We start from the raw sequence: 20,065 nt of genomic DNA on the forward strand, positions 1-20,065 counted from the left end.
GGGGAGCCCCCGTTCAAGTGCGAAAGCGCTGGACCAGGGCGTTGAGCTCGTCGGACAGACCGGTGAGCCGCTGCGCGTCATCGCGGGTGGAGCCGGCCAGCTCGGCCACCAGCTGCGCATCGCCGTGGATCTGGCTGATGTGCCGGTTGATGTCCTCGGCCACCTGATGCTGCTCCTCGGCGGCGGTGGCGATCTGGCTGTTCATGTCGCGAATCACGTCCACCGATTCGCGGATCTGCTCGAAACTGGCGCTCGCCGCGTTGATCGAGCCGACGCTCTGCTGGGACACCGTCAGGCTGCCGCGCATCTGCACGCCCATCTGCTGGGTGCGCTGGGCCAGCTTGCCGAGCAGGTCGTCGATCTCGCCGGTGGTATCGGCAGTGCGCTTGGCCAGGGCGCGCACCTCGTCGGCGACCACCGCGAAGCCGCGCCCCTGTTCACCGGCCCGGGCCGCCTCGATAGCCGCGTTGAGGGCCAGCAGGTTGGTCTGTTCGGCGATCGAGCGGATGGTGCCGAGAATCGACTGGATGTCGCTGCTGTCCTGCTCCAGCTGCAGCATGGCGTCGGCGGACTGCTCGATCTCCCGACTGAGCCGGTTGACGCTGCCGACCGCCGCATCGATCTGGCGCTGGCCGTCGTGGGCCTGGCGCTGGCCGTTCTCGGCGGACTCGGCGGCCTGGCTGCAGGAGCGCGCCACCTCGTTGGCGGTCATGACCATCTCGTGGAAGGCGGTGGAGACCATGTCCACCGCCTCGCGCTGGCGCCCGGCGGCCTCGGCCATCTCCGCGGCCAGGCTGCTGGAGCTGCCGGAGGCGCGGTGGATCTGCACCGCCGCCTGGCCGATGCGCTGGATCAGCTGGCGGATGGCGCCGAGAAACTGGTTGAACCAGCCGGCCAGTTGCGCGGTTTCGTCGCGGCCGCGCACCGTCAGGCTGCCGGTCAGGTCGCCCTCGCCCAGGGCGATGCTCTCCAGGCCGCCGGTCACCGCGCGGATCGGCCGCACCAGCAGGCCGGCGAACCAGGCACCGACGCCGGCGAACAGCAGCGCCAGCAGCACCGCGATCAGGGCGATGCCCCAGGTCAGGCGGGTCGCGCCGCTCATCACCTCGCTCTCGCGCACCAGGCCGACGAAGCGCCAGCCCAGCTGTGCGGAGGGCCAGACATGGGCCATGTAGCGCTCGCCGTCCAGCTCGACCTCCACCAGGCCCCGGTCGGCACTGCCGAGCCGGGCATAGGCCTCGCCCAGTTCGCTCAACTGCTTGAAGTTGTGCGCCGGCTCGCTGGGGTCGACCAGCACCGTGCCGTCGTGCTCCATGAGCATCAGGTAGCCGCTGTCGCCCAGCTTGATTTGCTTGACGATGTCGGTCAGCTGCTGCAGCGACACGTCGATGTTCACCACCCCGCCCGGGTTGCCCAGGCGATTGGCGAAGCTGCGCACGGTGCTGACCAGCACCACGTCGTCGTCGGCCCAGTAGTAGGCCTCGGTGCGCTGGGTCTGGCCGGGCTGGGCCATGGCCCGCCGGTACCAGGGTCGGCTGCGCGGGTCGTAGCTGCTGAGCTGGGGGTCGCCGGGCCAGAACACGTAACCGCCCTCCTGGGTGCCCAGCGACAGGTAGGCATAGGCCGGATGGCTGGCGGCCAGGCCGGCGAACAGCTCGAACAGGCGCCGGTCCTGCGCGCCCATGGGCGTGGCGGCGGCATCCGCCGCGACATAGCGCTTCAGCCCGCCGTCGATGGCCGCGAGCCGCGGGTGATCGGCGAGAAACTCGACGTTCTGGCTGATGCCCTGGAAGAACAGCTGCATGGCGTTGTCGACCTGGCGAATCTCCCGGCCGCTGCTGTCGAGAAAGCCCGTACGCGCCTCGCTGCGCAGGTTGAGCACGATCAACACGGCGACCAGGACGAGCGGTACGCAGGCGATGACCGCGAAGGCCAGGGTGAGTTTTTGCTTGATATTCATCCTCTATCCTTGTTCTGAGGGCTATCCGGTGGGCAGAAAGATTTTGCGGACATTCCGTATTATGGTATACCAATAATACGCGAGAGGCGGCGTCTTGTGCTGGGACATCAGCCATCGCCGCAGACTCACATCGATGCAGCGCGCAGCGCTCTTAACCCCCGCGGCCAACCCCGTGTCGAGGCCGACTACACCCAGGTTCGAGGTAAGCGTCATGAAGTTTTCTTTGTTCGTGCACATGGAGCGCTACGACGAGCAGATCAGCCATCGTCAACTGTTCGAGAATCTCACCGAACTGACCCTGATGGCCGAGGCCGGCGGCTTCAGCACCGTCTGGATCGGCGAACACCACGCGATGGAATACACCATCTCGCCGAGCCCCATGCCGCTGCTGTCCTACCTGGCGGGCAAGACCACGACCATCCGCCTCGGCGCCGGCACCATCATCGCGCCGTTCTGGCACCCCATCCGCGTCGCCGGCGAATGCGCCCTGCTCGACGTGATCAGCAACGGGCGCATGGAGGTGGGCCTGGCCCGCGGCGCCTACCAGTACGAATTCGACCGCATGGCCGGCGGCATGCCGGCCTCCTCCGGCGGTCAGCACCTGCGCGAGATGGTCCCGGTGGTCAAGGCGCTGTGGCAGGGCGACTACGCCCACGACGGCGAGCTGTGGAAGTTCCCCACCGCCACCTCCTCGCCCAAGCCGGTGCAGCAGCCCGGCCCGCCCGTGTGGATCGCCGCCCGCGACCCCGACTCGCACAACTTCGCGGTGAAGCACGGCTGCAACGTGATGGTCACCCCGCTGATGAAGGGCGACGAGGAAGTGGTCGACCTGATGAACAAGTTCGAAACCGCCCTGGCCAACAACCCGGAGGTGCCGCGCCCGCAACTGATGGTGCTGCGCCATACCCACGTGCACAGCCCAGAAGACAGCGAAGGCTGGAAGGTCGGCGCCCAGGCCATCTCGCGCTTCTACCGCACCTTCGACGCCTGGTTCGGCAACAAGCAGACCCCGGTCAACGGCCTGCTGGCGCCGAGCCCAGAGGAGAAGTTCAAGGAGCGCCCGGAGTTCGAACTGGAGAACATCCACAAGAACACCATGATCGGCACCCCGGAAGAAATCATCGCGCGCATCCGCCACTACCAGGAACTGGGCGTCGACGAGTTCAGCTTCTGGGCCGACAACGGCCTGTCCCACGAGGAAAAGAAGAAGTCCCTGGCGCTGTTCATCCAGCACGTGGTTCCGGCCTTCCGCTGAGCCCCAGCTGAGCAGCACAGAACAGCCGGATCAGCGCTGATCCGGCTTTTTTCGTTCGGCCGCGGGGATGCGCACCCGCGACAGGATGCTAATAACCAGATCGCATAAATGTGCGCTCGGTCTAGGCACGGAGACCGGCATACCGGTATACCGAATCCCATAATTACAACGCGCACCATCCCAGGATGGCTGCACAGCATGAGCGAGGGAGTTGGGTTATGGGGTTGGCAAGGCCGGTTATCGTCCTGTTGGGCGCTTTATGCATGGGCGCGCACGCCGCGCAGGCCCAGGAGAGCCTGACCTTCGTCAGCTGGGGCGGCTCGACCCAGGCGGCCCAGCAGAAGGCCTGGGCCGAGCCCTTCAGCCGGGCCACCGGCATCGCCGTGAAGCAGGCCGGGCCCACCGACTACGCCGCCTTCAAGGCCATGGTCGAGAGCGGCGAGGTGACCTGGGACGTGGTCGACGTCGAACCCGACTTCGCCCTGCGCGCCGGCCGCGAAGGCCTGCTCGAACCCATGGACTTCAAGCAGATCGCCCAGCCGCAGATCGACCCGCGCTTCGTCACCCTGTACGCCGTGGGCTCCTTCTACTTCTCCTTCGTCCTCGGCTATAACAGCGAGCGCCTGGCGGCGGCGCCACAAGGCTGGGCCGCGCTGTTCGACACGGCCAACTTCCCCGGCAAACGCGCGCTGTACAAGTGGCCGAGCCCGGGCGTGCTGGAGATGGCGCTGCTGGCCGACGGCGTCGCCGCCGAACGCCTCTACCCGCTGGACCTGGATCGCGCCTTCGCCAAGCTCGAGCGCATCAAGGCCGATATCCTCTGGTGGGACAGCGGCGAGGAGTCCCAGCGTCTGTTGACCTCCGGCGAGGCCAGCCTGGGCATGTTCTGGAACGGCCGGATCAACGCCCTGCAGCAGAGCAGCACGGCGATCGGCATCGGCTGGCAGCAGAACCTGGTCAGCGGCGATTTCCTGGTGATCCCCCGCGGCGCCAAGAACGCCGAGGCGGCCAAGCGCTTCCTCGGCTTCGCCAGCAGCCCCCAGGCCCAGGCGGACTTCGCCATGCTCAGCGGCTATGCGCCGGTCAACCTGGACAGTACCAGCCGGGTACCCAAGGTGCTGGCCGACAGCCTGCCCAGCGCCCACGGCGACAGCCAGGTGACCCTGGACTTCAAATACTGGAGCAAGCACGGCGAGGCCATCGCCCAGCGCTGGTACGAATGGCAGCAGCAGTAGGGCAAAGAACCCGGCGCAAAAAAGCGGCACCCGACTGGCGGGGCCGCCCTCAAGCATGAAGTTGCGTACATCCCGTGGCCGCGATGACGGGCGGCCACGGTCGTTGGCTTACCTTTCCAGGATCGCGGCCACACCCTGGCCGCCTGCCGCGCAGATCGAGATCAACCCGCGACCCTGCCCTGCCACCGCCAGCAGCTTGGCCAGGTTGGCGACGATACGCCCGCCGGTGGCGGCGAACGGGTGGCCGGCGGCCAGGGAGCTGCCCTTGACGTTTATCTTGCTGCGTTCGATCGCCCCCAGGGGCTGCGCCAGGCCCAGGCGGCTCCGGCAGTAGTCGGCGTCTTCCCAGGCCCTGAGGGTGCACAACACCTGGGCGGCGAAGGCCTCGTGAATCTCGTAGTAGTCGAAGTCCTGCAAGCTCAGGCCGTTGCGCGCCAGCAGCCGCGGCACCCCGTAGACCGGCGCCATCAGCAGCCCCTCGGCGCCCTCGACGAAATCCACCGCGGCCGCCTCGCCGTCCCTGAAGTAGGCCAGCACCGGCAGGCCGCGGGCCTTGGCCCAGTCCTCGCTGGCCAGCAACACCAGCGCGGCGCCATCGGTCAGCGGGGTCGAGTTGGCCGCGGTCAGGGTGCCCCGGGCGCCCCGTTCGAACACCGGTCTGAGGCTGGCGAGCGTGTCGATGTCGATGTCCGGGCGCAGGTTCTGGTCGCGGGTCAGGCCGTTGAACGGCGTGAGCAGGTCGTCCTGCCAACCCTCGGCATAGGCGGCGGCCAGATTGCGGTGACTGGCGATGGCCAGCTGATCCTGCGCGTCGCGGGGGATGGCCCAGGTCTGCGCCATCAGTTCGCAGTGCTCGCCCATCGACAGGCCGGTGCGTGGCTCGCTGTTGCGCGGCAGCGACGGCGCCAGGTGCCGCGGGCGCAGCTTGAGCAGGCTCTTGAGCTTGGCGCCGGTGGTTTTGCCGCGATTGCTCTCCAGGAGGATCTTGCGCAGCCCCTCGCCGACCGCGATGGGCGCGTCCGAGGTCGTGTCGACGCCGCCGGCTATACCGCAGTCGATCTGCCCGAGGGCGATCTTGTTGGCCACCAGCAGTGCGGCCTCCAGGCCGGTGCCGCAGGCCTGCTGCAGATCGTAGGCCGGCGTCTCGGCGGCCAGGCGCGAGCCCAGCACGCATTCACGGGTCAGGTTGAAGTCGCGCGAATGCTTGAGCACGGCACCGGCCACCACCTCACCCAGGCGTTCGCCGTGCAGGTTGAAACGCTCCACCAGGCCCTCCAGGGCGCTGGTGAGCATCTCCTGGTTGCTCGCCGTGGCGTAGGCGCCGTTGGCGCGGGCGAAGGGAATGCGGTTGCCGCCGACTATGGCGACGCGGCGTGGCTCCATCATGCTCGACTCCTGGCGATTCAAGGCTGGAATGAGGCTCAGGCTAGCCTATGGTTGCACTAGTGCACCGGGCGACTCGCCCATCAGGAGCCCCCATGTCCGACCGCTACCTCGCCTTCGCCAACTCCGCCGCCGGTCGCCGACTGCTGCGCACCCTCGGCCTGCCGACGCCGGTGCGCCTGGAACGCTGGCTGCCTGGGCGCAGCCGGACCCTGGACGGCGCCCTGCTGCTCGGCGGCGATGGCGCCCTGCTCGAGTCGCTACCGGGCTTCGCCCACAAGCTCAGCGGCGAACTCTACGCCGACCGCCCGGAGCGTTTCGGCCTGCCCTGCTGGAGACGGACGGACGACGCCCGGCTCAAGGCCCTGGTGTTCGATGCCAGTGGCCTGAGCCGTTTCGAGCAGCTGGGCGAGCTGCGCACGTTCTTTCAGCCGGAACTCAAGCACCTCGCCCCCTGCCCGCGACTGCTGGTGCTCGGTCGCGCACCAGAGTCCCTGGACGACCCGCAGGCCGCCAGTGTGCAGCGCGCCCTGGAAGGTTTTACCCGCTCCCTGGGCAAGGAGGTGCGCCGGGGCGGCTGCGTGCAGCTGCTGTATGTCGGCGAAGGCGCCGAACCCCGGCTGGAAGGCGCACTGCGCTTCTTTCTCTCGCCGAAGAGCGCCTACGTCAGCGGCCAGGTGCTGCGCCTCGCCCCCTGCGCCGCGCAGGTCAAGGACTGGACCCGCCCCCTGGCCGGCAAAACGGCCCTGGTCACCGGCGCCTCGCGGGGCATCGGCGCCGCCATCGCCGAGACCCTGGCGCGCGACGGCGCCGAGGTGGTGCTGCTGGACGTGCCGGCCGCCGCAGACGCCCTCGCCGCCCTGGCCGCGCGCTTCGGCGGCAGCGCCCTGACCCTGGACATCTGCAGCGAGGATGCCCCCGCCAGGCTGGTCGAGGCCCTGCCCGAGGGCATCGACATCCTGGTGCACAACGCCGGCATCACCCGCGACAAGACCCTGGCGAAAATGAACGAGGCGCAGTGGGAGGCGGTCATCGAGGTCAACCTGCAGGCCCCGCACCTGCTGACCCAGGCGCTGCTGCAGGCGGGCAAGCTGCGCGAGCAGGGGCGCGTGGTGCTGATCGCCTCGATCAGCGGCATCGCCGGCAACCCTGGACAGAGCAACTACGCCACCAGCAAGGCCGGCTTGATCGGCCTGGCCCAGGCCTGGGCGCCAACGTTGGCCGGGCGCGGCATCAGCATCAACGCGGTGGCGCCGGGTTTTATCGAGACCCGGATGACCGCCGCCATGCCCCTGGCTTTGCGCGAGGCCGGCAGGCGGATGAACGCCCTGGGCCAGGGCGGCCTGCCCCAGGACGTCGCCGAGACGGTGGCCTGGCTCGCCCAGCCGGGCTCCGGCGCCGTCAGCGGCCAGGTGTTGCGGGTCTGCGGGCAGAGCCTACTCGGCGCCTGAACCTATGCCCCATCTAACCGAGGACAGCGCCATGGTCATCGACTGGCATGAGCTTGCCGAACCACCGGCGCTGCCCGGTCTGTATGCCCGCGCGCTGCTGCGACGCGGCATCCGTGGCCGCAGCCTGCCCGAACTGGGCCTGCGCTGCCCGGTCAGCGTCGACCCCGCTCACCTGGCGCGCTATCGCGCTATCTGCGCCTGCCAAGACGACGCCCGGCTGCCGCCCACCTACCCCCACGTGCTGGCATTCGCCCTGCAGCTGAAGCTGCTCGCCCATCCGTCCTTCCCCTTTCCGCTGCTCGGCCTGGTGCACCTGGAGAACCGCATTCGCGTGCTGCGCCAGCTCGGTGGCCTGGGCCCCTTCACCGTCAGCGTGCACACGGCCGACCTGCGCCCCCATGACAAGGGCGCTCAGTTCAGCCTGGTCACCCGCCTGCAGGACCAGCTCGGCCTGCTCTGGGAAGGCGACAGCCGCATCCTCTGCCGCGGCCTCAGGCTCGAGGGTCACCCCCCGGACCACGACACGCCCCCCGAGCAGGCGCTGGCGGAGTTGTCCCGCTGGCAGGCGCCCGCCGACATCGGCCGGCGCTATGCGCGCATCGCCGGCGACTGCAACCCGATCCACCTGAGCGCCCTCAGCGCCCGGCTGTTCGGCTTCCCCCGCGCCATCGCCCACGGCCTGTGGAACAAGGCGCGCTGCCTGGCGGCCCTGAGCGAACACCTGCCAACTGCCGGCTACGAGGTCGAGGTGCGTTTCCAGAAACCGGTGCTGCTGCCCGCCGAGCTGCGCCTGATGGCCAGCGCGCCGGCAGCCCAGGGCCAGCTGCGCCTGCTCGGCGAGAACGACCTGCCGCACCTGGCCGGGCGCTGGCGGGCGCTCTGACCCCGTGAAACAATGCGCCTCCAGCCGACCGTCACCGCCGGAGCCCCATGGACCTCGCCGAACTCACCGCCCGCCTGCACGCCATCCGCGACCGCAACGACTGGCGGCAATTCCACAGCCCGAAGAACCTGGCCATGGCCGCCAGCGTGGAGATGGCCGAGCTGGTGGAGATCTTCCAGTGGCTCAACGAGGCGCAGTCGCGCCAGCTCGCCCCGGCGCAACTGGCGCACGCCGGCCAGGAGGTCGGCGACATCGTCCTCTATCTGCTCTTGCTGTGCAGCGAGCTGGGCATCGACCTGGAGCAGGCGGTGCGCGCCAAGCTGGCCGACAGCGAACGACGCTTCGCCCCATGAAGGACCGCCACTTCGACGAGCTGGCCACGCGCTTCGCCGAGAAGATCTACGGCGGCGCCAAGGGCGCGATCCGCCTGGCGGTGCTCCAGGCCGACCTGGCCGAGGCCCTGCCGGACCGCCCGTTGCGCGTGCTGGATATCGGCGCCGGCCTCGGCCACATGGCGCTGTGGCTGGCCGGCCGCGGTCACCTGGTGACCCTGGCCGAGCCGGCCGCGCCGATGCTCGAAGGGGCCCGCGCGCGCTTCGCCGGCGCCGGCCAGCCGGCCACCTTCATCCAGGCGCCCTGGCAGGAGCTGCTCGGCCAGCTCCACCAGCCCTACGACCTGGTGGTCTGCCATGCGGTGCTGGAATGGCTGGCCGAGCCCGCCGCCATCCTGCCGGTGCTGCACCAGCTCACCGCGCCGGACGGCTGGCTGTCGCTGGCGTTCTACAACAAGGACGCGCTGATCTACCGCAACCTGCTCAAGGGCCACTTCCGCAAGCTGCGCAAGGCCGAGTTCGCCGGCGAGAAGCGCAGCCTGACGCCGCAACGCCCCCTGGACCCGCGGGAGCTGGCGACGCAACTCGACGCACTCTGGCGGGTCGAAAGTCAGAGTGGCGTGCGGGTCTTCCACGACTACATGGCCCCGGAATTCCAGGCCAAGGCCGAGCCGATCGACCTGCTGGAGATGGAGTTGGCCTACCGCCGCCACCCCAGCTTCGCCGGCCTGGGCCGCTACCTGCACTGGGTCTGCCGCCCGCGCTGAGGGAGGGACGATGAAGGGCCTCGCCGCACTGCTGTCGTGTCTGCTGTTGGCCGCCTGCCAGGGCGCCAATCCTTACCGCGCGCAGTCCCTGCCGCTGCCGCCGGCCCCGGCGCAGGCCGCCCAGCAGCTGGATCTCAGCGCCTATCCGGCGCCGCCGCGGGACTATGCCCGCTACCGCAACTGGACCTGGCAGGAGGGCCGCCAACCGGCCGCCAGCGCCTGGGCCAGCGCCGAGCTGCTGCAGGAGGCGTTGAGCAACGCCCTCGACCAGCGCGGCCTGCGCCCGGCCCGCGGCGACGCGGCCGCCGACCTCGAGGTCGGTGTCGAGTTGCGCCGGGAGCAACGCATCCGCCAGGTCATCGACCACTATGACGGCTATTACGGGCGCGGCTACTACGCCGACTACCCCGGTTACTGGGGCCGCATGCCCGTGGAGCGCGCCTACCAGATCGAGGTGCTGGTGCTCGACATCACCCTGGTCGATGCCCGCGACGGCCAGCCGGTGTGGCAAGGCCGCGCCGAACTGCCCAGCGCGGGCAGCCAGGCCGAACGCGCCGACGCCCTGCGCGCCGCCTGCCAACGCGCCCTGCGGGGTTATCCACCGGCCTGAGGAGGCTCGCTTATGCGCCCGTACCTGCTGCTGCCGATCGTCCTGCTGCTGTTGACGGCCTGCCAGACCAGCCGCCTGGATCGCGACTTCGACCCGCAGCGCGACTTCGCCGCCTACCGCAGCTGGAGCTGGCAGGAACCGGCGGTGCGCTACCGCCCCGACGACCCCAGGCTCGCCAGCGACCTCACCGAACAGCGCCTGCGCGCCGCCATCGCCGCGCAACTCGAACAGCGCGGCCTGCGCCAGGCGGCCGCAGGCACGAGCGGCGACCTGCGGGTGCAGGCCTGGCTGATAGTCGACCAGCGCCAGCAGCAGATCAGCACCCACTACGGCGGCGCCTGGCACGGCCACTGGGGCGGCTTCTGGGGCGGCCCGGGCTATGTCGAGACACGCACCGTCGACTACCGGGTCGGCACCCTGCAGATCGACCTGTTCGACGGCCACGACGGCCGGCTGGTGTGGCGCGGCAGCGCGGCGCAGAACCTGGGCGAAGGTTCGCCCAGTCCGGCCGAGCGCGCCGCGGCGCTACGCCGGACGGTGGCCGAGGTACTCGGCCAGTACCCGCCGCACTGAGACCCGGGCCGCGCCTCCACGTCGCCGACGCGACAAGCGGGCGCGACGCTGCTATGAATGGGGTCCCTGCGCACAGGAGCCCCAGCGATGCCGCCATCCCCTGCCCTCGACCACCGCCCGGCCGACGCCGCCGACCTGGCCGAGGTAGTCGCCTTCCCCCAGAACGCCCTGGAGCTGTTCTTCGCCTATCCGAAAGCCGACTGGCCGCTGAGCGTCGCCCAGTTGGCCGCGGCCATGGCCGAGCGGCGCGACAGCACCGTGGCCCTGCTCGGCGAGCGGGTCGCCGGCTTCGCCAACTTCTACCAATGGCAGCACGGCGACTTCTGCGCCCTGGGCAACCTGCTGGTGGCGCCCTGGGCCCGCGGCCAGGGCGTGGCCCAATACCTGGTGGCGGTGATGGAAGGCCTGGCCCGCGAACACTTCAAGGCCAAGCGCATGCAGGTCTCCTGCTTCAACGCCAACAGCGCCGGGCTGCTGCTCTACCCCAGGCTCGGCTACCGGGCCGAGGCGATCCTCGAGCGCCGGGACCCGCAGGGCCGGCGGGTGGCGCTGATCCAGTTCAGCAAGGCGCTGTACCCCCCCGCGCCGCCGCTCCGGCCGCCCTGCCGGTGCGGCCCAGGCCCCGCTGTGGTAGGGTGTGCGCCCTTTTTCGGCCCGCCGGGCGCTGCCGCGACCGGCTTCCCGTCCACCGTCTTTCGTCCCAGCCGCCGTGCGGGCGGCGCATCGTCATTGGAAACACCCATGCTGCAGAGCCTGAAACAAACCTGGTTGTTCAACATCCGCGGCGACGTGCTCGCCGGCCTGGTGGTCGCCCTGGCGCTGATCCCCGAGGCCATCGCCTTCTCGATCATCGCCGGGGTCGATCCCAAGGTCGGCCTCTACGCCTCCTTCTGCATCGCCGTGGTGATCGCCTTCGTCGGCGGCCGCCCGGGGATGATCAGCGCCGCCACCGGGGCCATGGCCCTGGTGATGGTGACCCTGGTCAAGGAGCACGGCCTGCAGTACCTGCTGGCGGCCACCCTGCTCACCGGGGTGCTGCAGATCGGCGCCGGCTACCTCAAGCTCGGCAGCCTGATGCGCTTCGTCTCGCGCTCGGTGGTCACCGGCTTCGTCAACGCCCTGGCGATCCTGATCTTTATGGCCCAATTACCCGAACTCACGGATGTGACTTGGCACGTGTACGCCATGACCGCCACGGGCCTGGCCATCATCTACCTGTTCCCCTATGTGCCCAGGGTCGGCAAGGTGATTCCCTCGCCGCTGGTGTGCATCCTGTCGATGACCGCCGTGGCCATGCTCCTGGGCCTGGACATCCGCACCGTCGGCGACATGGGCGAGCTGCCGGACACCCTGCCGGTATTCCTCTGGCCCGAGGTGCCGCTAAGCTTCGAGACCCTGGCGATCATCTTCCCCTACGCCGCCGCCCTGGCCGTGGTCGGCCTGCTGGAGTCGATGATGACCGCCACCATCCTCGACGACCTGACCGACACCGGCAGCGACAAGAACCGCGAGTGCAAGGGCCAGGGCGTGGCCAACATCGCCGCCGGCCTGCTCGGCGGCATGGCCGGCTGCGCGATGATCGGCCAGTCGGTGATCAACGTGAAATCCGGCGGCCGCGGCCGTCTGTCGACCCTGGTGGCCGGCGCCGTGCTGCTGCTGATGGTGGTATTCCTCAGCGACTGGGTCAGCCAGATCCCCATGGCCGCCCTGGTGGCGGTGATGATCATGGTGTCGATCGGCACCTTCAGCTGGGACTCGATCCGCAACCTCAGGACCTTCCCGCTGTCGACCAATCTGGTGATGCTGGCCACGGTGGCGGTCACCGTCTATACCCACAACCTGGCCTACGGCGTGTTCGTCGGCGTGCTGCTGGCGGCGCTGTTCTTCGCCAACAAGATCGGTCACTTCCTGTACATCGACTCCGAAATCGACGCCGACGGCCGCCGCCGCAGTTACAAGGTGGTGGGCCAGGTGTTCTTCGCCTCCGCCGGCAAATTCGTCGGCGCCTTTGACTTCAAGGAAGCCCTTGATAAGGTCAGCATCGACCTGTCGCGTGCGCACTTCTGGGACATCACCGCCGTCGAATCCCTGGACAAGGTGGTGCTCAAGCTGCGCCGCGAAGGCACCGAAGTCGAGGTCCTGGGCCTCAACGAGGCCAGCGCCACCATCGTCGACCGCTTCGCCGTGCACGATAAGCCGGATGCCGTCGACAACCTGATGGGCCACTAAGGAGCAACCCCATGAGCCACGTAATGGCCTGTATCGACGCCTCCCCGGCCGCCCCGGCGGTGTGCGACTACGCCGCCTGGGCCAGCCAGCGCCTGGGCGCGCCGCTGAGCTTCCTGCATGTGCTGGACCAGGTGCAGTACCCGCAGCGCAGCGATCTGTCCGGCACCATCGGCCTGGGCAGCCGCGAACACCTGCTGGAAGAGCTGGCCGAGCTGGACGAGAAACGCAGCAAGCTGGCCCTGGAGCAGGGCCATCTGATGCTCGAGGCGGCCAAGGCGCGCGCCGCGGCCGCCGGCATCGCCGATGCCCAGCTGCGCCAGCGCCATGGCGAGCTGGTCGACAGCCTGGCCGAGCTGCAGCAGGACATCCGCCTGCTGGTGATCGGCCGCCAGGGCGAGGCCAGCGCCAGCCTCGGCCAGCAGGTCGGCAGCCACCTGGAGAACGCCATCCGCACCCTGGCCCGACCGATCCTGGTCAGCTGCGGCGCATTCAAGGCGCCGCAGAGCTATATGTTCGCCTTCGACGGCAGCGCCACCGCGCGCAAGGGCATCGAGCTGCTCGCCGCCAGCCCCCTGCTCGCGGGCCTGCCCTGCCATCTGGTGATGGTCGGCGCCGACACCAACGATGCCTGGGAGCAGCTCAAGGCCGCCGAGCGCGCCTTGCAGGGCTCGGCCAGCGAGGTCCGCCTGGCGATCCGCGCCGGCGAGGTCGAGCCGACCCTGCACGCCTACCAGGCCGAACACGGCATCGACCTGCTGGTGATGGGCGCCTACGGCCACTCGCGGATCCGCCAGCTCCTGGTCGGCAGCACCACCGGCCACCTGCTGCGCTCCAGCGACAGTCCGCTGCTGATCCTGCGCTAAAGCCCCCTGTCCCGGCCGAGCCATCCGGGTTCGGCCGGGACAACAGCCCCAATGCGTCGAACAGGCAATTTGGCGCAACGCCCACAGCAGAAACGCTATGCTCTAACTCGGCTGTTTTTGCGATCCCTTGCCATGACCCACAGCGAGCTCCCCAAAGACCCCGCGGCCTTCGCCCTCTGGCGCGAGGCCCAGGACACGCGCATTCGCACGCGCCTGGGCGGTGTCTACTACCTGCTCGCCTGGCTGTTGACCTGGCTGTTCAGCAACGCCCCGGGACAGCAGCTCGGCGCGGGGCTGGCCGGCATCGCCCTGTTCGCCCTGCTGCTGCTGTTACGCATGCTTCATCGCCTGCCCGCCAAGGACACGCCCCAGGCGCTGGCGGTGTGGATCGACCGGCACTGGACGCTGATCCTGGTGACCACCCTGGCCTGGGGCCTGACCCACGCCTGGGCGCTGAGCCATCCGCAGTTCGCCAGTTCCTGGCTGATCGCCACCCTCGGCACCATCGCCTTCAGCACCGCCCTGGCCTTCAGCTTCTCGATGCGCCGGGGCCGCGCCATCCTCGCCCTGCTGCTGCTCTACCTGCCGGGACTGGCAGTGCTCGCCCAGCACTGGGAGATCCAGTACGCCACCCTGGTCACCCTGACCTTCTACCTGAGCTACCTGCTGCTGGCCCTCAACCGCAGCCACCAGGAGTACCACAACACCCTGGGCCTGGAGCTCAAGCTGCTGGAGCAGCAGCAGAGCCTGGAGCAGCTCAGCCGCACCGACAGCCTGACCCAGCTGGGCAACCGCTATCAGTTCAACAGCCTGTTCCCGGTGATGGTGGCCAACGCCCACCGGCAGAACGAGCCGCTGTCCCTGGTACTGCTGGACATCGACTTCTTCAAGCGGATCAACGACGAGCACGGTCACGCCTGCGGCGATGCCTGCCTCAGCGCCTTCGCCGAACGCATGCGCCAGGTGTTCCGCCGCGAGAGCGACGCCCTGCTGCGCCTCGGCGGCGAGGAGTTCGGCGTGCTGATGCCCAACACCCCGCTGGAGCAGGCCAAGCTCCTGGCGGAGAGCTTTCGCCAGGAACTGGCACGCCAGGGCTTCAAGGTGCAGGGCAACAGCCTGCCGCTGACCGCCAGCCTCGGCGTCGGCTGCTTCGCCCCGGAACTCGACAACAACGCCGAGGCCTTCTTCAAGCGGGTCGACGCGGCGCTCTACCTGGCCAAGGACGCCGGGCGCAATCGCCTGGCGCTGGCCTGAGGCCACGCCCTCTTAGCTAGAGGCGGAAGCTGCCCATCTGCTTGGCCAGGTCCTCGGCCAGGCCGCGCAGGCTCTGGCAATCCTCGCGGCAAGCCAGCACTTCGCCGGCCGTGGCGTGGGCCAGGTCGGCGATGCCCTGGACGTTGCGGTTGATCTCCTCGGTGACCGACGACTGCTCCTCGGTCGCCGCCGCCACCTGGGTGTTCATGTCGCTGATCCGCTCCACCTGCTCGGTGATAGCGCCGAGGGATTGGCCGGTGCGCTGGCTGGCCTGCACCCCGGTGCCGGTGGCGGCCTGGCCGGCGTGCATGGAGCTGACCGCGGTTTCCGCCCCCTGCTTGAGGCGCTGGATCATCTCCTGGATCTCGTCGGTGGAGCTCTGGGTGCGACTGGCCAGGGTGCGCACCTCGTCGGCCACCACGGCGAAGCCGCGCCCCATCTCCCCGGCCCGCGCCGCCTCGATGGCGGCGTTGAGCGCCAGCAGGTTGGTCTGCTCGGAAATGCCGCGGATCACCGCCAGCACCTGGTCGATCGACGCCACCTGGTTGGCCAGTTCGCCGACCGCCTCGGCCGCGCCGCCGATGTCGGTGGACATGCGCTCGATATGGGCGATCGATTGGCCTACCACCTGGCGCGCCTGTTGCGCCTCGTCCCGGGCCTCGTGGGAGGCCTGGGCGGCATTGCTGGCATTGCGCGCGATCTCCTGCACGGTGAGGCCCATCTCGTGCACCGCGGTGGCCACCATGTCGGTCATCTCCTGCTGGCGGCCGGCGCGCCCGGCGGTGTTTTCCACCACCTGGGCGACCTGGCCGACGGCGCTACGCAGGCGCTCGCTGGTGGCCAGCACGTCGCCGATCAGGCTGCGCTGGCTGGCGATGAAGCGGTTGAAACCACGGGCCAGGTCGCCCAGCTCGTCGCCCCGCGACTCGTCCAGGCGGCGGGTCAGGTCGCCGCCACCGCCGCCGATCTCCACCAGGGCGGCGGTGACCTGGCGAATCGGCCGCACCAGGCCACGGGCCAGCAGCACCACCAGGCCGAGGAACAACAGGGCCACGGCGACGCCGATCAGACTGCTGGTGAACATGGCCTGGCGCGCCTCGGCGTAGATCTCCGCCTCGGGAATCTCGCTGACCAGCAGCCAGTCCAGCGCCTGCAGCGGCTGGGCGATGGCCAGGAAGGCTTCACCATCGCGCTCGAAGCGTAGCGCCTCGCGCCCCTTGCCGAGCAGCCCGGCGGCCGTGTCGGCGCCGACCAACTGCGTCAACTCGCGACTGTCGTTGAATTCCGACTGCGGGTGCACCTTGACCCGACCGTCGGCGCTGACCAGGTAGACCCGCCCGGCCTCGCCGAAGCGGAAGTCGCGGATCATCTGCGACATGGCGCCGAGGCTGAAACCCAGGCCTGCCACCCCCAGGGTCTTGCCGCCGACGGCGACCCGCTGGTTGATGAACAGGGTCGGCTGACGACTGCTCTGGTCGATATCGATGTCCAGCGAGCGCTCCTTGCCGCTGTCGACGAAGCCGTAGAACCAGGCGTTGTCCGCCGGGCCGCGCTGCAGGGTGCGCTGGAGTCCCTCGCCGGTGAAGTAGTTGCCGCTGTCGAGGCTGACGATGAAGGTGGTCAGGGCCTTCTGCTGTGCCTGCACCCCGGCCAGGTAGCGGGCGAAGGCCTCGCGCCGGGCGGCGTCCTCGCCATCGCTCAGCCAGTCCGCCACCAGGCTGTTCTGGGCGATGCCGCGCGCCGCGGTGAGCGGCTCGGCGAGCACCCGCTCCAGGTCGTTGCGGATCGCCAGGACGCTCGCCGGCAACGCCTCCTCGACCAGGTAGCGCTCGGCCAGGCGGTTGACCAGCGCCGAATAGATGGCCACCACGATCAGGATGCTGGCCAGCAGGGCCGCACCCATGCTGAGGATCAGTTGCCACTGAATGCTGCGTTGCCAGAGGCGCATGGAGAGTCTCCCGTTGTTATTGTCGATATACAGGCAAAATTTTGGATACAGCATTGTGCACGATAAGTCGAGCCATGACAGCCTTGCTCGGTTATCGGCCGCAGGCCACGGGAGTTAAGCCCCCTCGTGAGCCGAGCCGACGCGCGGTGCAGTACCCTCCCTGGCGAGGGCCGGGGCCGATACCGGATGCTGCCTAGCCAAACGCCACCGGCAAGCGAGAACCAGCGCACAGTGGGCGTAGCGCAACAGCCGCTGGCCAGTGGCCACTCGGCCCTGGTTTTTGTAGACTTCGCCCGCCTCGCCAGGGCTGGACGGGTGGCTGCCATAAAGTTGGCCCCCACCCAGGTACCTGCACGCGAATACAGCCGATCAGCCGCACTCCAGCTGTTGGCCGGAACAAGGATTCCAGGGTCATGGATGCACCACAGGCGTTTCCCCCGCTTCATCACGCCGCAGCCCCCTCGCCGCGCCCACGCCACGGGCCGTGGCGCACGCCCCTGCCCCTGGGCTCGAGCACCGCTAAATCCCCTATCACGAGAAACTTCCCATGAAGAAAACGGTACTGGCCGTCAGTCTGCTCGGCCTGCTGGCCGGCTGCGCCACCGAGCAATCGCGCACCCTCGAAGTCGCCAAGGTGACCTCCGCCCATAGCACCTACCAAGGCGCTCGCAGCCCCATCGCAGTGGGTAAGTTCGACAACCGCTCCAGCTACATGCGCGGCCTGTTCTCCGACGGCGTCGACCGCCTCGGCGGCCAGGCCAAGACCATCCTGGTCACCCACCTGCAACAGTCCAACAGGTTCAACGTGCTGGACCGCGACAACCTCGCGGAAATCGCCCGGGAAAGCACCTTCGCGAAGAAGCACCAGCAAGTGCGCGGGGCCAATTTCGTGGTGACCGGCGACGTCACCGAGTTCGGTCGCAAGGAAGTCGGCGACCACCAGCTGTTCGGCATCCTCGGCCGCGCCAAATCCCAGATCGCCTATGCCAAGGTCAACCTGAACATCGTCGACGTCACCACCTCCGAGGTGGTCTATTCGGTCCAGGGCGCCGGCGAGTACAGCCTGTCCAATCGCGAAGTCATCGGCTTCGGCGGTACCGCCAGCTACGACTCCACCCTCAACGGCAAGGTCCTCGACCTGGCCATCCGCGAGGCGGTCAACAACCTGGTCTCCGGCGTCGACACCGGCGCCTGGCATCCGGCGCAATAATCTCCAGGGAAGGACTGCACATGCCCCAACAGAAACAGCCATACGCCGCGCTGCTCACCCTGGCCGCGGCCACCTTGCTCGGCGGCTGCGTCAGCCAGCCCAAGCCGCTCTATCACTGGGTCGGCTACCAGGAACAGGTCTACGCACACTTCAAGAATGACGGCAGCGGCCCGGAGCAGCAGATCGCCGCCCTGGAAGCCAGCCTGCAGGAGGCACGCGCCCAGGACGCCGTGCCACCGCCCGGCTTCCATGCCCACCTCGGCATGCTCTACGCCGAAGTCGGCAAGGCCGATCAGGTCCGCCAGCAATTCGAGACCGAGAAGACCCTGTTCCCCGAGTCCGCCCCCTACATGGACTTCCTACTGCGCAACGCCGAGAGATAACCCGCCATGATGCGCTTCAACCCCTGCAAAGCCCTTGCACTGCTGCTGTTGGCCGGCCTGCTCGGCGGCTGCGCCACTCCCACGCCCTACGACTACAGCGCGTTCAAGCAGAGCAACCCGGCCTCCATCCTGGTGCTGCCGCCGGTCAACCGATCGCCGGACATCAAGGCCAGCTACAGCCTGCTGTCCCATGTCACGCTGCCCCTCGCCGAAGCGGGCTACTACGTCCTGCCGGTGGCGCTGGTGGACGAGACCTTCAAACAGAATGGCCTGATGAACGCAGACGAAATGCACATGGCGCCACCGGCCAAGCTGCACGAGATCTTCGGCGCGGATGCCGCCCTCTACATCGAGGTCAGCGAATACGGCAGCAGCTACAAGCTGGTGACCAGCGAAGTCGCGGTGACCGCCAACGCCAAGCTGGTCGACCTGCGCAACGGCCAGCTGCTGTGGGAAGGCAGCGCCCGGGCCAGCTCGGCGGAGAACCAGAACAACAGCGGCGGCGGCCTGGTCGGCATGCTGATCACCGCCGCGGTCAATCAGATCATCAACACCCTGAGCGACCGAGGCCACGAGATCGCCGGCATCACCAGCCAGCGCCTGCTGACCGCCGGCACCTTCAACGGCATCCTCCCCGGCCCTCGCGCGCCACAAGCCATGCGCGACCAGCTGGCGGCGCAGTAACACGTGCCCTGACAGGCGCAGAACGGCGCAAGGCCGCTCTGCGCCTGTCAGGAGCTCGCGCAGAAGCAACCGACTACCCCCTCCCTCGCCGAGACAGTTGACGACAGGCCATGCATACAGTCACAGTCCCCATTCGTATACACAGCAGTCCGAAAGGGACTCGGCCCCTGCTTCTGAGATTCATACTGGGATAGGCACGCCTCGATTCGATGGAGTCACGCGGGCGGGCCAGGCACCCAGCCGGGCACTTCATGAAATCGATCCTTGCATGTTTTCTTCTGGCGCTCTGCCTGGCCTCGGCGCAGGTCCTGGGCAGCCAGCACATCAAGGTCTATGCCTACCACCTAAAGCCCCCCTTCATCGTCGACTTGCAGCAACGCCAGGGCCTGTATTTCGACTTCTCCGACTACCTCAACAGCAAGGGCGACGCCTACCGCTTCGAAACGCTATACCTGCCGCGCAACCGCATCGAACACGACCTCGACCACGGACACCTGGACGGCGTGGTGATCGGGGTGAATCCGCTCTGGTTCCAGGATCAGGCGCAGGAGAGGTTCCTCTGGACCCCGAGCCTCTACCAGGACCAGGACGAGATCGTCTCCCTGACCGGGACTGGCCTGAACTACCGCGGCCCGGAATCGCTCAGCGGCCTGCACCTGGCCGGCGTCCTGGGCTTTAGCTACCACGGCATCGACGACTGGGTCGCTGCCGGCAAGATCGACAGGAGCGACACCCCAGGCGAGCGCGAGGTACTGCTGATGCTGCTCAAGGGCCGCGTCGACGTCGGTATCGTCAGCCGCTCGACCCTGGACTACCTGATCGAACGCGAAGGCTGGCAGGGCCTGTTCCATGTCTCGCCGACACCCCACGACCGCTTCGCCCGCCGCCTGCTGCTGCCCCCGGGGCAAGAGGCCCTGTACCACTACCTGCTGCCGATCCTCGAGCAGCTGCCACAGGACCCGGCCTGGCAGGCCATCCTCGAGCGCTATGCCGAGCCGGCCAGGGCTTCTGGCTCGGACAGTGAGTTGCCGCTGACCGACTAAGG

General features: G+C 68.7%; 18 protein-coding genes and 3 pseudogenes. 16 read left to right on the forward strand and 5 right to left on the reverse strand.

What is annotated here, in order from left to right:
* Positions 1 to 13: 13 nt before the first annotated feature.
* Complete coding sequence (locus ACSX1C_RS12585; protein ID WP_369960380.1) at positions 14 to 781, reverse strand: methyl-accepting chemotaxis protein; 768 nt, start codon at positions 779 to 781, stop codon at positions 14 to 16.
* A gap of 87 nt (positions 782 to 868) precedes the next feature.
* A pseudogene (locus ACSX1C_RS12590) lies at positions 869 to 1,960 on the reverse strand (HAMP domain-containing protein); the annotation flags it as partial.
* 211 nt (positions 1,961 to 2,171) lie between these two features.
* Between ACSX1C_RS12590 and ACSX1C_RS12595 the strand changes: the two are divergent.
* Entirely contained in the window at positions 2,172 to 3,215 is a 1,044-nt protein-coding gene (locus ACSX1C_RS12595; protein ID WP_439886401.1) for an LLM class flavin-dependent oxidoreductase, read from the forward strand.
* Positions 3,216 to 3,433: 218 nt separating this feature from the next.
* On the forward strand, positions 3,434 to 4,450 hold the full coding sequence (locus ACSX1C_RS12600; RefSeq protein ID WP_439886402.1) for an ABC transporter substrate-binding protein: 1,017 nt from the start codon (positions 3,434 to 3,436) through the stop codon (positions 4,448 to 4,450).
* Between the two features lie 108 nt (positions 4,451 to 4,558).
* Here the strand turns inward: ACSX1C_RS12600 and ACSX1C_RS12605 are convergent, their stop codons facing one another.
* Positions 4,559 to 5,836, reverse strand: a complete 1,278-nt coding sequence (locus tag ACSX1C_RS12605) for an acetyl-CoA C-acetyltransferase (RefSeq protein WP_439886403.1) — start codon at positions 5,834 to 5,836, stop codon at positions 4,559 to 4,561.
* A 92-nt stretch (positions 5,837 to 5,928) separates the two neighbouring features.
* Between ACSX1C_RS12605 and ACSX1C_RS12610 the strand changes: the two genes are divergently transcribed.
* The 10 genes and pseudogenes from ACSX1C_RS12610 (at position 5,929) to ACSX1C_RS12655 (ending at position 14,795) form a co-directional block, all read left to right on the forward strand.
* Positions 5,929 to 7,284 (forward strand): 3-oxoacyl-ACP reductase, encoded by a 1,356-nt coding sequence (locus tag ACSX1C_RS12610; RefSeq protein WP_439886404.1) that lies wholly within the window; start codon positions 5,929 to 5,931, stop codon positions 7,282 to 7,284.
* Positions 7,285 to 7,315: 31 nt separating this feature from the next.
* Complete coding sequence (locus ACSX1C_RS12615; RefSeq protein ID WP_439889411.1) at positions 7,316 to 8,167, forward strand: MaoC family dehydratase; 852 nt, start codon at positions 7,316 to 7,318, stop codon at positions 8,165 to 8,167.
* 47 nt (positions 8,168 to 8,214) lie between these two features.
* Positions 8,215 to 8,520 (forward strand): nucleotide pyrophosphohydrolase, encoded by a 306-nt coding sequence (locus ACSX1C_RS12620; RefSeq protein WP_439886405.1) that lies wholly within the window; start codon positions 8,215 to 8,217, stop codon positions 8,518 to 8,520.
* Complete coding sequence (locus tag ACSX1C_RS12625) at positions 8,517 to 9,266, forward strand: methyltransferase domain-containing protein (protein ID WP_439886406.1); 750 nt, start codon at positions 8,517 to 8,519, stop codon at positions 9,264 to 9,266. The genes ACSX1C_RS12620 and ACSX1C_RS12625 overlap by 4 nt, the downstream gene beginning before the upstream one ends.
* Positions 9,267 to 9,276: 10 nt before the next feature.
* Complete coding sequence (locus ACSX1C_RS12630) at positions 9,277 to 9,876, forward strand: DUF4136 domain-containing protein (RefSeq protein WP_439886407.1); 600 nt, start codon at positions 9,277 to 9,279, stop codon at positions 9,874 to 9,876.
* Between the two features lie 12 nt (positions 9,877 to 9,888).
* Positions 9,889 to 10,449 carry a DUF4136 domain-containing protein gene (locus tag ACSX1C_RS12635; RefSeq protein ID WP_439886408.1) on the forward strand — a complete coding sequence of 187 codons (561 nt, stop codon included), beginning with the start codon at positions 9,889 to 9,891 and terminating at the stop codon, positions 10,447 to 10,449.
* Between the two features lie 87 nt (positions 10,450 to 10,536).
* Positions 10,537 to 10,938, forward strand: a pseudogene (locus tag ACSX1C_RS12640) (GNAT family N-acetyltransferase); the annotation flags it as partial.
* Positions 10,939 to 11,190: 252 nt separating this feature from the next.
* A complete protein-coding gene (locus tag ACSX1C_RS12645) occupies positions 11,191 to 12,678 on the forward strand; it encodes a SulP family inorganic anion transporter (RefSeq protein ID WP_439889412.1) in 1,488 nt (495 codons plus the stop codon).
* A gap of 11 nt (positions 12,679 to 12,689) precedes the next feature.
* On the forward strand, positions 12,690 to 13,541 hold the full coding sequence (locus ACSX1C_RS12650) for a universal stress protein (RefSeq protein WP_439886409.1): 852 nt from the start codon (positions 12,690 to 12,692) through the stop codon (positions 13,539 to 13,541).
* 132 nt (positions 13,542 to 13,673) lie between these two features.
* Complete coding sequence (locus tag ACSX1C_RS12655) at positions 13,674 to 14,795, forward strand: GGDEF domain-containing protein (RefSeq protein WP_439886410.1); 1,122 nt, start codon at positions 13,674 to 13,676, stop codon at positions 14,793 to 14,795.
* A 16-nt stretch (positions 14,796 to 14,811) separates the two neighbouring features.
* Here ACSX1C_RS12655 and ACSX1C_RS12660 read toward each other — a convergent pair whose 3' ends face one another.
* Together ACSX1C_RS12660 and ACSX1C_RS12665 are read right to left on the reverse strand one after the other, a co-directional pair.
* Positions 14,812 to 15,549 (reverse strand): methyl-accepting chemotaxis protein, encoded by a 738-nt coding sequence (locus ACSX1C_RS12660; RefSeq protein WP_369960382.1) that lies wholly within the window; start codon positions 15,547 to 15,549, stop codon positions 14,812 to 14,814.
* A gap of 126 nt (positions 15,550 to 15,675) precedes the next feature.
* Positions 15,676 to 16,797, reverse strand: a pseudogene (locus ACSX1C_RS12665) (HAMP domain-containing protein); the annotation flags it as partial.
* A 493-nt stretch (positions 16,798 to 17,290) separates the two neighbouring features.
* Here ACSX1C_RS12665 and ACSX1C_RS12670 point away from each other — a divergent pair.
* The 4 genes from ACSX1C_RS12670 (at position 17,291) to ACSX1C_RS12685 (ending at position 20,063) form a co-directional block, all read left to right on the forward strand.
* On the forward strand, positions 17,291 to 17,953 hold the full coding sequence (locus ACSX1C_RS12670) for a CsgG/HfaB family protein (RefSeq protein WP_439886411.1): 663 nt from the start codon (positions 17,291 to 17,293) through the stop codon (positions 17,951 to 17,953).
* Positions 17,954 to 17,973: 20 nt separating this feature from the next.
* Positions 17,974 to 18,336, forward strand: coding sequence for a DUF4810 domain-containing protein (locus ACSX1C_RS12675; protein WP_439886412.1), 363 nt, complete (start codon positions 17,974 to 17,976; stop codon positions 18,334 to 18,336).
* Positions 18,337 to 18,345: 9 nt separating this feature from the next.
* Complete coding sequence (locus ACSX1C_RS12680) at positions 18,346 to 19,020, forward strand: DUF799 domain-containing protein (RefSeq protein ID WP_439889413.1); 675 nt, start codon at positions 18,346 to 18,348, stop codon at positions 19,018 to 19,020.
* A gap of 251 nt (positions 19,021 to 19,271) precedes the next feature.
* A complete protein-coding gene (locus ACSX1C_RS12685; protein ID WP_439886413.1) occupies positions 19,272 to 20,063 on the forward strand; it encodes a substrate-binding periplasmic protein in 792 nt (263 codons plus the stop codon).
* The last annotated feature ends 2 nt before the right edge of the window (positions 20,064 to 20,065 follow it).

Origin of the sequence: Pseudomonas sp. MBLB4123, from assembly GCF_051904775.1 — a bacterium.
Lineage (GTDB): Bacteria > Pseudomonadota > Gammaproteobacteria > Pseudomonadales > Pseudomonadaceae > Aquipseudomonas > Aquipseudomonas benzenivorans_B.

Bases quoted from the DNA above. Each gene is read 5' to 3' on its own strand.
- ACSX1C_RS12585 (WP_369960380.1), bottom strand. From the start codon at position 781: ATGGCCGAGGCCGCCGGGCGCCAGCGCGAGGCGGTGGACATGGTCTCC.
- ACSX1C_RS12595 (WP_439886401.1), top strand. From the start codon at position 2,172: ATGAAGTTTTCTTTGTTCGTGCACATGGAGCGCTACGACGAGCAGATC.
- ACSX1C_RS12600 (WP_439886402.1), top strand. From the start codon at position 3,434: ATGGGGTTGGCAAGGCCGGTTATCGTCCTGTTGGGCGCTTTATGCATG.
- ACSX1C_RS12605 (WP_439886403.1), bottom strand. From the start codon at position 5,836: ATGATGGAGCCACGCCGCGTCGCCATAGTCGGCGGCAACCGCATTCCC.
- ACSX1C_RS12610 (WP_439886404.1), top strand. From the start codon at position 5,929: ATGTCCGACCGCTACCTCGCCTTCGCCAACTCCGCCGCCGGTCGCCGA.
- ACSX1C_RS12615 (WP_439889411.1), top strand. From the start codon at position 7,316: ATGGTCATCGACTGGCATGAGCTTGCCGAACCACCGGCGCTGCCCGGT.
- ACSX1C_RS12620 (WP_439886405.1), top strand. From the start codon at position 8,215: ATGGACCTCGCCGAACTCACCGCCCGCCTGCACGCCATCCGCGACCGC.
- ACSX1C_RS12625 (WP_439886406.1), top strand. From the start codon at position 8,517: ATGAAGGACCGCCACTTCGACGAGCTGGCCACGCGCTTCGCCGAGAAG.
- ACSX1C_RS12630 (WP_439886407.1), top strand. From the start codon at position 9,277: ATGAAGGGCCTCGCCGCACTGCTGTCGTGTCTGCTGTTGGCCGCCTGC.
- ACSX1C_RS12635 (WP_439886408.1), top strand. From the start codon at position 9,889: ATGCGCCCGTACCTGCTGCTGCCGATCGTCCTGCTGCTGTTGACGGCC.
- ACSX1C_RS12645 (WP_439889412.1), top strand. From the start codon at position 11,191: ATGCTGCAGAGCCTGAAACAAACCTGGTTGTTCAACATCCGCGGCGAC.
- ACSX1C_RS12650 (WP_439886409.1), top strand. From the start codon at position 12,690: ATGAGCCACGTAATGGCCTGTATCGACGCCTCCCCGGCCGCCCCGGCG.
- ACSX1C_RS12655 (WP_439886410.1), top strand. From the start codon at position 13,674: ATGACCCACAGCGAGCTCCCCAAAGACCCCGCGGCCTTCGCCCTCTGG.
- ACSX1C_RS12660 (WP_369960382.1), bottom strand. From the start codon at position 15,549: ATGACCGACATGGTGGCCACCGCGGTGCACGAGATGGGCCTCACCGTG.
- ACSX1C_RS12670 (WP_439886411.1), top strand. From the start codon at position 17,291: ATGAAGAAAACGGTACTGGCCGTCAGTCTGCTCGGCCTGCTGGCCGGC.
- ACSX1C_RS12675 (WP_439886412.1), top strand. From the start codon at position 17,974: ATGCCCCAACAGAAACAGCCATACGCCGCGCTGCTCACCCTGGCCGCG.
- ACSX1C_RS12680 (WP_439889413.1), top strand. From the start codon at position 18,346: ATGCGCTTCAACCCCTGCAAAGCCCTTGCACTGCTGCTGTTGGCCGGC.
- ACSX1C_RS12685 (WP_439886413.1), top strand. From the start codon at position 19,272: ATGAAATCGATCCTTGCATGTTTTCTTCTGGCGCTCTGCCTGGCCTCG.